This is a genomic window from Spirosoma sordidisoli (assembly GCF_004138325.1).
Lineage (GTDB): Bacteria > Bacteroidota > Bacteroidia > Cytophagales > Spirosomataceae > Spirosoma > Spirosoma sordidisoli.
Map to the genome: position 1 here is coordinate 861,602 of NZ_SBLB01000001.1, position 11,534 is coordinate 873,135.

Consider the following 11,534-nt stretch of genomic DNA (forward strand, 5'->3'; position numbering starts at 1 on the left):
AACTACTGAAACAGAAAATAAGCCACCACCAGCGTAATGATAATGTTGAAGCCCTGTGCCAGCAGAAACGCGTAAAGTGGTCGGCGGTTGTCGGCATTGAACAGATCGGCAAACCGGGTTTCGAGCCCGATGCTTACAAAGGCCAGCGCGAACCAGAGGCCCTGCAGGCTTTTCAGGCTTCCCTTTACCGTATCGATCGTTTCGGCCGACAGCGCAAAGGAGAACAGCAGCGATGCACCCAGAAAACCCAGAATGAACTTCGGAAAACGCTCCCAGATCACGCCCAGCGTGGGTTTTTCGGCCTGTACACCGTCTTTACCCGAGTAGGTCCAGTAAACGCTGATGGCAAAAGCCGCCAGTCCGAGGAGAACGTTCTGCGAGAACTTGACGATGGTACTGATTTTCAGCGCGGCCTCGCCTGCAAGCGAACCCGACGCCACCACCGCGCCGGTGGTATCGATCGTACCGCCGAGCCAGGCGCCCGTCACTTCGGGCGTAAGTCCCATGGCCTGAGCCGCGTAGGGCATCAGCAGCATCATCGGAATAGCCGTAATCAGCACCAGCGAGATCACGTACGACAGTTTCTTGCTGTCGCCATGGATAGCGCCCGCCGTGGCGATGGCGGCCGACACCCCGCAAATAGACACCGCCGACGCCAGCATCATGGTCATTTCATCGTCAATCTTCAGCCGCTTGCTGATCCAGTACGCCACGTACCAGACCGACAACACCACGACCAGCGCCTGAATCAGCCCCAGCGAACCCGCCTTCAGAATATCGCCGAAGATGACGGTCGTACCCAGCAGCACTAGCCCGATTTTCACGAACAGCTCGGTAGCCAGAGAAGCCCGCAGCCAGTCGGGGAGCCGCATCGTATTACCAATGGCCAGGCCAATCATCAGACTGAAAATAACGGCTTCGAGGTTGAGGTCCTTGAGGGTTTTGTTCCCCGCCAGAATAAGAGCCAGCACCGTTAGGCCGAAAATAACCGGAAAGCCCAGCGCGGTAGCCCGAACGGAACGACCTGTCAGCCAGGCGCCGGCCAGCGCCACCACGTAGGTAAACGCAAACTGCGCGGCTATGGCCACCAGATTTTTCGCCGAGAATACGGTGCCTGCCAGATCGCTGCTGTCTTTCCAGCCAAAAGCCGGGGCGGCAATGACCAGTCCGGTCAGCGAAAGGCCAATGATAGCCAGCCCCAGCACCACAACGGTCCAGTCTTCGTTCAGGATCGATGTAGCGGGCGGGATAGCGGGCTGCGTCGCTGCGGTTGTCTTCTTACTCGTACTTTCCATTCGTTTGTGCGTTGTTTGTCTTCCTTACAGTATGAAATCTATCGGTTCGTCAAAACTACCGGTGTAGCCAGACCAAAACTATCGCGCAGTACCACCCGGGCGGCCTGGTAGCCACACATTCCGTGTACTCCTCCGCCGGGTGGCGTGGCCGACGAGCAGATGAACAGCCCCGGTTCCGAGGTCCGGTAAGGCGTCAGGCTCAGGGTAGGCCGCGTATACAATTGCCCGATATCGATGATACCCCCGTTGATGTCGCCCCCAACGTAATTAGGGTTCCAGGCTTCTACCTGGGCGGTGTTCATCGTAGCGCGGGCCAGAATCCGATCCCGAAAACCCGGCGCAAACCGCTCAACCTGCCGTTCTATGCGGTCGGTCATGTCGACGGTCGAGCCGTTCGGTACGTGGCAGTAGGCCCAGGCGGTATGCTTTCCGGCCGGAGCGCGGCTGGCGTCGAAGCGGCTTTGCTGGGCCAGAAGCACATACGGCCGGTCGGGATGCTGCCCGTCATAGGTCTGCTGCTCAGCCATTACGATCTCTTCCAGGGTGCCGCCGAGGTGAATCGTGCTGGCGCGGTCGCAGTCGGCAGCGGCAAACGGAATAGGACCGTCGAGCGCCCAGTCGACTTTAAAAATACCGGGTCCGTAGCGGTAGCGCTCCAGCTGTTTTCGATAGAACGCTGAAAACCGATCACCCGCGATAGACAGCAGCTGCTTCGGGGTAAGATCGAACAGCACGGCCCGGGTTTTGGGCAGGTCGGCCAGCGTTCTGACGGGGCGGTCTACCTCAATCCGGCCACCCAGCGATCGAAAATACGACGCGAGGGCATTGGCGATCTGCTGCGACCCACCTTTGGGCATCGGCCAGCCACGCTGGTGGCCCACCGTCATCAGCACCAGCGCAATAGCCGCCGTTGTCAGGTTGGTCAGGGGCTGAATAGCGTGGGCGGCCATACCCGCCAGCAGGCCCCGCGCTTCGGTGGTTTTAAAACGCCGGGCCAGCTGGGTTGCCGGCAGCAGGGCGTTCAGGCCAAATTGCGCCAGATCGATCGGGTGATCCGGAAATCGCAGCGGTCCCAGCACATCGGGGGCCAGCCCGGGCCAGTGCCGCACCAGCGGTTCAAACAACCGCCGGTATGTTTCTTCATCAGCGCCAAGCGTCCGGGCCGTATCGGCTACGGACCCAGCCAAAATAGCCGCCGTCCCTCCGTCGAACGGATGCGCGGCTGCTACGGGCGGGTAAATAAATTCCAGCCCATGCTCGGCCAGGGGCAAACTCTGAAACAGGGGCGATCCAGCGGCCATTGGATGAATGGCCGACCCCATGTCATGCATAAAACCGGGCAGGGTTAGCTCGGCCGATCGGGTACCGCCCCCAATGACTGATCGCGCTTCCAGCACCAGCACCGACAGGCCTGCCTGCGCCAGCACGATAGCCGCGCTCAGCCCGTTGGGGCCGGCCCCAACAACCACCGCATCATAGTCAGACTTACTCATACGTCGATTGGGTTTGCGGGCGAACCCGGGTTTGATTGGGTGGTTTGATCCAGTACGTTGCTCCGCCCACCACGACTATCCCCAGCCCGATCAGGCTTTCGACGGGTCGGTCGCTGATGATAAAGGCCAGCACGAAAAGGCTGAAGCCAATGTAGGCCCATTGCAGATACGGGCGAAACGGACTCGGAAAGTCGTCGGTCCGGCGCGGGGTGCGGAGCAGACTCGCCACCGCCAGCGTACCCATCAGCTGCAATACGAATGACGTGCAGAGCAGTACCTGCTCGAGGGTTCCGGAGAACAGCAGCAGCAGGGTAACCCCCACCTGTAGCCAGGTGGCCCGAACCGGAACCTGTTGCCGGGAGACCACCGCAAAATACCGCCAGAGCGGGAAGTCGGCAGCCATACGGCTCGTTACCCGCGCCCCTACCCAGACGTATGAACTCATGGTAGCCAGCAGTTGAACCGCAATACCAACGCTGATCCATTTGCCGGCCGTCGGCCCGAAACCATGCTGAAAAGCCAGCACGGCCACATCAGCCTGGTTCCGGAGCTGATCCAGACTGGCAAACCGCAGAAAAACCAGCTGCAGCGCCACGTATAGCACCGTCACCACCCCCGTACCCAGCAACAGCGCCCGGGGCAGGTTATGGCGGGGATTACGGATTTCGGCGACGATATAGGCCGCGGCATTCCAGCCGGTATAGGCGTAGGTTACATACAGCAGCGATACGGCAAAGCCCGACGTAAACACCTCGTCCGACACCCCCGCCCCGAACCGCAGCGCATTGGGCTCCGACGGCGCTACGGCAAACCCAACGGCCAGCAATACCGCTACAAACGCTATTTTCAGCAAGGTCGTGGCGTTCTGAAATACGCTGCTATGGCGCAGACTGACCGAGTGCATCAGCCCGATCAGCAGCACGAGGGCCACGGTGAGCCAGCGGCTGTTGGCCGTTCCGAGCCAGGTCTGATCGAACGGGCTCAGGTAGGCTTCCATGGCTTTGCCGGCAATGGCTACCGGAGCCGCGAATCCACCCACCAGCGATACCCAGGCCGACAGGTAACCCAGAAACGGATGCAGCCCGCGCGAAATAAAGATGTAGTCGCCCCCGTTCTCGCTGCGGTAGTGGGTACCGAGTTCGGCCATGGTAAAGGCGCCGATCAGCGCCAGCCCTCCGCCCAGCACCCATAGCAGCACGATCGACCAGGTGTTCTGCACCGTGGCCAGCTGAAAGCCCAGACTCGTGAACACACCCGTACCGACCATGTTGGCAATGACCAGTGAGGTGGCCGTTCGCCAGCCTATTTTATGAATTTCGCTCATAATCGCGCCAAAAATGCTGAACGAGCCGGTAGGCCAGCCCTCCCCGCAAGTTAGCCGTTCGCCCGTAAACACCGATGTTCTCGTATAGCAAATACTCATTTTCAGATGCACAACCTGTTTGACTCAACTGCCCATCAGCGACCGTAGTCGGGTTGATAGAGCACCCGCCCGTCGGGTTTGATCAGCCAGGCCGTAACCGGGTTCATGTGGTAGCCGCCCGTATCGGGGCCGCGCGCGTCGAGGAGTTGCTTCAACGTAGGTTGCACATAGCCCGTCTCGTCAACCACACGACTCGTAATTAGCGTCTCGCTACCCTCCCATCGCCAGAGGTGGCGAAAAACGGTATGGGCCTTGTCGAGGACCGGCGCCTGCAGCTCGGCCACCTGCCAGTGTTTACCGGCGTCGGTGCTGACTTCGACCCGGCTTACCTTTCCGCGGCCACTCCAGGCCAGCCCCCGAACCTCGACCCAACCGCGCTCAATCTGGGCTGGGTACGTCGGAAACGTAATGATGCTCCGGGCGTCGATGTCGAAACTGAACTGCCGGATGCGGCCATCCTTAATAGTTTCGGTGTATTTCGATGTTTCTTCGCGGGTGTGCCAGGGCGCGTCGCCAAGTTCGATCCGACGAAGCCATTTCACGCTGGTGTTACCTTCCCAGCCCGGCAGAAACAGCCGAACCGGATAACCCTGCTCCGGCCGGATGGCCTCGCCGTTCTGCGCATAGGCCACGATGGCGTCGTCCCAGCCTTTACGAACGGGGATGCTCCGCGTCATCAGGGCCGCGTCGCCCCCTTCGGCCAAAAACCAGCTGGCTTTCTCCCGCACGCCCACCTCCCGGAACAAGGTCGACAGCCGAACACCGGACCATTCACTCTGGCTGGTCAGGCCGCAAATATCCTGGGGCGTCATGGTCTCTTTGCCCGTCCGAAAATTACCCGAACACTCCAGAAACGCGATGCGCGACACCGACGGAAAACGTTTCAGATCGGCCAGCGTAAACACAGTTGGCCGATCAACCAGCCCATGAATCGTGAGGCTGTATGTAGCCGGATCGATCGTCGGCACGCCGTTGTGGTGCCGCTCGAAATGCAGGTCCGAGGGAGTGATCATGCCCTTGAAATCCTGCAACGGCGACCGCGACGATATGTCCGAGGGTGCTTTCGCCAGCGTCTCGAACCGCGACCGCGACCCCAGCTTTCCGGGTGGAGTGCCCATCTGTTTGGTCGGGTCGTCGGGCAAACCGACCTGTAGTCCGTTGGCCAGCGCAGTTTGCATGACCGTCGCGGCCATCGCTCCACCCAGCAGACTACGCCGGGTAATATTGGGGTTATTATTCATGGGGCTTGGATCAGGACAGGGGTATACCGGCTAGCTCAGCGGATTTCCGGACCACCGGTTCGGTCGTCGGGGACGTAACTGGCTTGAGCAGGCATACGGACAGCGGGTACTGTTTTCGCGTTCATGACCGTTTTTTCGTCGATGAGTTTGTTGCGGTGCAGCAGAAAAGCCGTCAGCGCATACACCTCGTCGTTCGTCAGCGAACCTGGCTCGTTAAAAGGCATGGCTCTGCGGATGTAATCAAATACAGTTGTCGCGTAAGGCCAGTAGTTACCGATGACTTTGGCAGGCCGCTTTCCGGGGGTCGCATCCGTGATGACCAGTGCGCCGTTGGGGCCACCCGTACCGCCAGCCCCATGACAAGCCGAGCATTTAGCCGCGAAAATTACCGCGCCGGTCGCTACCGTTCCCGAACCGGCAGGCAGCCCCGTACCGTCCGGTCTGACGTCGATGTCAAGGGTCGCCACCTGCGCGGGTTCGGCTGGCCTGCCGAACCCAAACGCCCCCGGCCCAAACCGCTCGGGCAGGGTATCGGTTTTGACAGCACTGGCCCCGGTGGGCGCTTCGGCTCTAAACCAATGCATCGATACGGCTTCCCAGCCATACCAATGCATCAGAAACACGGGTATCAGCCACCAGGGGTTAGTCATATCGACCGGCTTTGAGGGTGCTTTCGGTCAGAGCATAGGGCCGCGTAATCCGGTCCAGCACCACGTAGATGGAATCTTTCCGCTCGTCGATACCCGTCAGCACCACGCGCTGCCCGTCGGTGGTCTGGTAGCGAAGTATCATCCGTTTCCGCTCGGCGGGCTTGCTTTCTTCGACCAGTCCCCGCCGGCGCCGGGTAGTCTGTACCAGCGGGTGCACCTTCGTAAACTCATCGCCGATGGTAGCCCGCGCCGGCGCCGGAATCCACTGCTTCTCCGAAATCGCGTTAGGATTTTTTGCTCTTTCTTTCCGTCGCGTTCCACTCTCGCCGGGATTGCCCGCACCGGGTGCATCGTCGCGGGGGCCGTTCAGGCGCACTTTATCCTGCAAATAGAGCGTCTGGTTCAGCGTATCGGCATCGTAGTAGAACACGCGCTGTCCGCCCGCTACGCCCGTTACCTCGAACGTTCGGTTCAGGTCGCGCATGGGGGCTCCTCCCCCATTGCTAAGGTCCAGCCGCGCGGGTCGGTTGACTTTAAAGGTCAGGGTGCTCCAGTTTTCGAAAGTGGCCTCCTGCCAGCGCGTGGAGTCGGTCAGGCTGTAGGGTATGGGCTGGCCGTTCAGCCGGAAATCCGTTACGGCGTAGTTGCCCCGCAAGGCCCGGATACCGCGCTGGGCAGGTTGCTTATACGGATCATAGATGAAGTTGACAACCTGTAAATAGAAGAGCACTCCAATAAACAGGAACAGGGTAATCGCTTTGAGGCCGTAGCGGGTCCAGCGCTGCCAGACTTTGGAGAGATCAGGGTAATGGTAAACGGGCACCGTAAAGCGTTCGCGTACGAACAGGTTCCAGGCAAACGGCACATCGTACCACAGCAGAAAAGCCGACAGCAGCACGAAATACGAACTGTATACATGCACGCCCCCGTCGTAGGCCAGGTTGACATAGACGATGTCGGCCAGGGCACCGAACAGCAGGGCTGCGCCCAGAAACGTTGTTTTTCGGAAAAACAGCAGCGCCCCGGCCACCACTTCGACCACGCCCGTAAAGACTTCGTACCAGGGAACGATACCGATGGACAACCAGTAGAGCTTCTGCCCGGTCAGATCGCCGAAGTTGGTGTTCATCAGTCCCAGCGACGGATAGGGCAACTGCGTCGGCAGCAGTTTGGTGAAGCCAAATCCGATGATGCCGATCCCCGCCCGGTATCGCACCACCACGCGCAGCCAGTAATAGAGTAAGTTGTAATCAGCCGGATCGGCTTTCCGGAGTCGAACCAGGGCGGTCCAGACCAGCCCCCCGGCGCAGGCTACCAGCAGGGTGATGATCCAGGGAGCGTAACCGAGCAGCGAACTGCCAAACAGCGTATTCCCGAAAAATGTCAGCCCCGATCCGAACCGCGCAATGTCATACACATCCCGGTAGTGCAGATTTGTCCAGTCGAGGGCCAGCACATCGCGGTACCAGCCCAGGTTGTTGGGCAGCGACATGGCCAGGAAGAAAATAAACGCGATCCGAAACGCGATCTTCTGGGTCTGTGTCCAGTTTCTCGACCGGAACGACTTTGGATGGGGCCGCTCTGGATGGGGCCGCTGCGGCCGAAGCGACTCCGTCCGGGGCGACGAGTCTACCCGGTTCAGCCCGCCCGAGGGTTGGTTGCTAATCATAAGCGAATGTTGTTAGTAGTCATCAGGGCGAAGGGTACTCTCGGTTTTATAAGGTTAATCCTTTCCGCCGACCCACTCTGGCGGCTTCGTACAGCAGGTATTTCTTGTCGACACGTTCCAGCACGGCATAGACCGAGTCGCGCCGGGCGTTGATACCCGCCAGCACCAGCGTGCTGGAGTCCGGGCGTTCGTAGCGAAGCTGAAAGGTGTCGTCGGGGCGCTGCGGATTCCGGAGCTGTACGATCGGCACCGTCTGCCCCGGTGGGCTGGCTACGGGTTCGTAGCGGTAATAATGCCGGCCGATCTGCCCCGACCACTCGAAATGGCGCGCTGAATCGGGCCCGGCGATGTCTTCTGCGTTATGGCGGGTTAGCGGGGCCGCCCCCGGCCGACGGATGCTGATGGTGTTCCATTTCTCGACCACGACGTTATGCCAGCGTACCGAATCGGTCGGAGAAGGCGGCAGGCGCTGCCCGTTCAGGCTAAACTCGCGCACCGTATACAGCCCGGCCGCATCGGACAAACGGGCCCTTTCGGTCAGGCTCGGATACTGATGCCCACCCTGTCGCAGCGCTCCGTAGGCCGACAGCCCATACGCGCCAACCACCAGCACGACCAGTGCCTTGCCGGCCAGCCGGACCGACTGCTGCCAGCCCGGGTCGAACCGGAGCCGGTACCGGGCGGGTGCCGTGGGTTTGCCCAGCACCAGCAGGGTATAGAACCGCCACCCATCGTACGCGAGCAGATACAGCGCCAGTGTGATCAGAAACAGGCTGTACACGTATTCGCCCCCCCCGTAAGCGATATTCGACATGAAGACGTTACCCGTGAAAAAGATCGTGATGAACGCACCGATGGTAGCGGACCGGCGCGTGAGCAGCAGCAGCCCGGCAACGGTCTCGACCAGACCCAGAAAGGCCTGATACGAGGGCACTACGCCCAGCGTGAGCGCGAATAATTTCCACTCGGTCAGTTCGCCGTAGGGCGTGTTCAGATGGCTCAACGAAGGCTCCGGCGCCTGCAGGGGAAAGAGCTTGATAAGCCCAAATGCCAGCAGACCAGCCGCCAGCCGGTAGCGAATCAGAATCCGCAGCCAGGCGTTCAGCCGATCGTAATCAGGCAGTGCCCGACCCGAAACGATCCGTTGCCGCTCCCAAATCGACCAGCCCACCGCGCCCAGGCCAGCCAGTGCGGCTGCGATCCCCCAGTTCAGAAGCGAATCGGTATCTCCTACGAAGCGGGGTGTATACCTGGCCAGCTGAAACAGCGGCTGGTACAAACTGGACTGCCAGTCGGCGGTAACCAGCGTGCGCCAGAAAGACGGGCCTAGCGGTACGATCTGAATCAGAAAATAGAGCGACAGGAACCGGAACAGCCATTTTTCGTAGGGTCGCCATTCAGTTGTCGCGGGCAATCCAAACCGCCGGTCTTCCCAGGCCGGATGGGGTTCGTCCTGAAAGGGTGTCATAGGCATGGGTTATTTAGCGGGTTCGTTGGGTCGGGGCGCGGGCTGGTTGATCACCTTCCGGGCCTGCAGATCGAACTGCTGCCCCTTACCGAGAAAGTAAAACGGCCCACCCGTACTGTTCTGTCCCGAGGGGTATTTCTGGCTGCTGTTGATCTGGTTGATGTCGTAGATACCCACGAATGAGTTTCCCACAACCTCGAAGCTGTTCTTCCGCACCACAACGGCCGTACTTTCGTCGATGCCGATGCCGAGCAGATCAGGCCGGGCTTTGATGACGTCGATCAGGTCGAACTGACGATTCCGGCGCAGCACGTGCTGATCGATGGTCAGGTTACGCGCAAAGGCCAGCCCTTCGGTATGATCGCCGACCATGATGCTGTTTCCTTTGGTATCGCCCCGTACCATGAACGACCCCAGAATCGTGGCCCCCGCCGATGTTCCGCCGATGACCCCGCCCCGGTTCAGCAGAGCGTTAAACTCGTTATGCGCCAGTGTATTCAGGTACGAATCGGCCAGCCGCCAGTGCCGCCCGCCTTCAAACCAGACCGCCGTTGCCGTTTTGAGGGGCGCTACGAACGACGCCTGGTTGGCCTGTTTCGGATCGCGGGTGTGTAGCAGGGTCACGTTGGCAACGCCCAGCTCGGTAAGCCGTTTCTGGGTGCGCTGCCCGCTGGCGTTGAGCGTCGAGTCGTCGCCCGCCGTCGGGATCACCACGATCCGGGCGTTGGCCGCGCCCCCCGCCAGGTCGATAAAGCGGCTCCAGATATCGGGTGGAATGGCTCCCCCTCCCACAATAACCAGCGCCCCTTTGTCGGGACCGGTGGTTTGGGCAGCCGCCGTCTGGGTCAGGCTCCAGCTGGTCATAACGGCCAGCAACAGGGCCGTAAGTACTTGTTTCGTGTTCATGACGGATACGTTTGGGTGATGGGTGGTTAATAGCCCTGGTTTTGTGTCAGCGACTTATCGGCCAGTATTTCGCTGGTCGGGATGGGCAGTACGTATTTGTTGGGATCGGTGATACCCAGCACCGGCGCCACCCGACCCGTACGGATCAGGTCGAACCAGCGGTCGGTCTCGAAGGCAAACTCCAGTCGGCGTTCGTTTTCGATAGCCAGCAGTATAGCTTCGGTGGTAGGCGTCGTGGCTGTGGTCAGCGCAGCCAGATCGGCGCGGCTCCGCACAGCGTTCAGATCGGCCAGAGCGTCAGCGGGTTTGTTCAGCCGGGCGCGCGCTTCGGCCCGGATCAGGTACAGCTCGGCAATACGGATCAGGTAGGCCGGGTCGGTGCCGGTGGGCGTCCGGTAATAGAGCCGCCCGTACCAGAGGTTGCCCGGCGGGGCCGTCTGCGCAATCACCGCCGACCGATTACCGCCGATGGCCGGGTTATTCAGCAGCGATACCAGTTGGGCATTAGGTGCCCATTCACGCCGGCCGCTGAGCGCGGGTGGCAGCCACCAGTTGAAGTGACCGTTTTTGAACGAGTTCGAATACGCCAGTTCAAATACCGACTCGGTGGTATTAACGGCATTGTTGGCGAAGAACGCACTGTAGGGCTTCACCAGCCGGTAGTTGGTTGCATCGTCGATCAGCCGGGTCGCGTAGGATTCGGCCTCGGCCCACTCCTGCCGGTAGAGGTGGTAACGCGCCCGCAGGGCCCATACCGTTTTGCGGGTTACGCGGTTGCGGTTGGTTGTAGCCGCCAGCAGGGGCTCAGCGGCCGTCAGGTCTTTCAGCACCTGGGCGTAGGTATCGGCGGCACTGCTGCGCTGAATACCGGTATTGTCGCTGGGCGTACGGGTCGGCTTCAGGATGAGCTGCACCCCACCCCAGCCCCGCGCCAGGTCGAAGTACGACAAGGCCCGAATGGCCAGGGCCTCCCCCCGGATCTGATTCTTGCGGGCTTCGGTCAGTTGCGGATCTGTCAGCGCCGGTACCGTTTCGAGCAGGTAGTTGGCCGCCAGGATGGTCCGGTAGATAGCGCCCCAGGCCGAGCCTACGTAGCCGTTGTCGGCTGTCAGTTTGCGGGCCGTAATCTCCTGCGGAGCCCCCTGCGAACCAGTCCACTGGATATCGCCCCCGGAGAGGTAAGACAGAGCCGAAAAGTTGGACCCGTAATAGCCATCGTTGCCCAGCCGGTTGTAGAGGCCGTTCAGGGCTACTTCTGCCGTGGCTGCATTGGTAATGGCGCGTTGTTCATCGACCTGGAGTTCAGGCTGTACCTCCAGAAATTGGCTGCATCCCGAGAGCAGGACCAGCAGGGGTAGTATCAGTTTCAGCTTATTCATACTATCAGAT

The 11,534-nt window shown here is 60.5% G+C and carries 9 protein-coding genes; all 9 read right to left on the bottom strand.

The genetic code is table 11. From position 1 onward, the window contains the following. Positions 1–2: 2 nt before the first annotated feature. The 9 genes from EQG79_RS03795 to EQG79_RS03835 are packed head-to-tail and all read right to left on the bottom strand — an operon-like array spanning position 3 to position 11,524. Positions 3–1,295 carry a YeiH family protein gene (locus tag EQG79_RS03795; RefSeq protein WP_077920360.1) on the bottom strand — a complete coding sequence of 431 codons (1,293 nt, stop codon included), beginning with the start codon at positions 1,293–1,295 and terminating at the stop codon, positions 3–5. 38 nt (positions 1,296–1,333) lie between these two features. Continuing rightward, positions 1,334–2,788: a phytoene desaturase family protein gene (locus tag EQG79_RS03800; RefSeq protein WP_129600023.1), complete on the bottom strand. Its 1,455-nt coding sequence runs from the start codon at positions 2,786–2,788 to the stop codon at positions 1,334–1,336. Further along, positions 2,781–4,211, bottom strand: a complete 1,431-nt coding sequence (locus EQG79_RS03805; protein WP_240699260.1) for an APC family permease — start codon at positions 4,209–4,211, stop codon at positions 2,781–2,783. The genes EQG79_RS03800 and EQG79_RS03805 overlap by 8 nt, the downstream gene beginning before the upstream one ends. 35 nt (positions 4,212–4,246) lie before the next feature. Then, positions 4,247–5,452, bottom strand: coding sequence for a sulfite dehydrogenase (soxC, locus tag EQG79_RS03810; protein WP_129600027.1), 1,206 nt, complete (start codon positions 5,450–5,452; stop codon positions 4,247–4,249). Between the two features lie 35 nt (positions 5,453–5,487). Further along, positions 5,488–6,102: a c-type cytochrome gene (locus EQG79_RS03815; protein WP_240699261.1), complete on the bottom strand. Its 615-nt coding sequence runs from the start codon at positions 6,100–6,102 to the stop codon at positions 5,488–5,490. After that, the gene (locus EQG79_RS03820; protein WP_240699262.1) at positions 6,095–7,771 is read right to left on the bottom strand and encodes a hypothetical protein; all 1,677 of its coding nucleotides are present in this window, start codon (positions 7,769–7,771) and stop codon (positions 6,095–6,097) included. The genes EQG79_RS03815 and EQG79_RS03820 overlap by 8 nt, the downstream gene beginning before the upstream one ends. Before the next feature lie 46 nt (positions 7,772–7,817). Further along, a complete protein-coding gene (locus tag EQG79_RS03825; RefSeq protein WP_240699263.1) occupies positions 7,818–9,239 on the bottom strand; it encodes a DoxX family protein in 1,422 nt (473 codons plus the stop codon). 9 nt (positions 9,240–9,248) lie between these two features. After that, positions 9,249–10,145 carry a cyanophycinase gene (locus EQG79_RS03830; protein ID WP_129600029.1) on the bottom strand — a complete coding sequence of 299 codons (897 nt, stop codon included), beginning with the start codon at positions 10,143–10,145 and terminating at the stop codon, positions 9,249–9,251. A gap of 26 nt (positions 10,146–10,171) precedes the next feature. Further along, positions 10,172–11,524 (bottom strand): RagB/SusD family nutrient uptake outer membrane protein, encoded by a 1,353-nt coding sequence (locus EQG79_RS03835; RefSeq protein WP_129600031.1) that lies wholly within the window; start codon positions 11,522–11,524, stop codon positions 10,172–10,174. Positions 11,525–11,534 lie beyond the last annotated feature (10 nt).

What these genes read in the sequence shown, in the direction of transcription:
- EQG79_RS03795 (WP_077920360.1), bottom strand. Translation starts at nt 1,295, where the DNA reads ATGGAAAGTACGAGTAAGAAGACAACCGCAGCGACGCAGCCCGCTATC.
- EQG79_RS03800 (WP_129600023.1), bottom strand. Translation starts at nt 2,788, where the DNA reads ATGAGTAAGTCTGACTATGATGCGGTGGTTGTTGGGGCCGGCCCCAAC.
- EQG79_RS03805 (WP_240699260.1), bottom strand. Translation starts at nt 4,211, where the DNA reads ATGAGTATTTGCTATACGAGAACATCGGTGTTTACGGGCGAACGGCTA.
- soxC (WP_129600027.1), bottom strand. Translation starts at nt 5,452, where the DNA reads ATGAATAATAACCCCAATATTACCCGGCGTAGTCTGCTGGGTGGAGCG.
- EQG79_RS03815 (WP_240699261.1), bottom strand. Translation starts at nt 6,102, where the DNA reads ATGACTAACCCCTGGTGGCTGATACCCGTGTTTCTGATGCATTGGTAT.
- EQG79_RS03820 (WP_240699262.1), bottom strand. Translation starts at nt 7,771, where the DNA reads ATGATTAGCAACCAACCCTCGGGCGGGCTGAACCGGGTAGACTCGTCG.
- EQG79_RS03825 (WP_240699263.1), bottom strand. Translation starts at nt 9,239, where the DNA reads ATGACACCCTTTCAGGACGAACCCCATCCGGCCTGGGAAGACCGGCGG.
- EQG79_RS03830 (WP_129600029.1), bottom strand. Translation starts at nt 10,145, where the DNA reads ATGAACACGAAACAAGTACTTACGGCCCTGTTGCTGGCCGTTATGACC.
- EQG79_RS03835 (WP_129600031.1), bottom strand. Translation starts at nt 11,524, where the DNA reads ATGAATAAGCTGAAACTGATACTACCCCTGCTGGTCCTGCTCTCGGGA.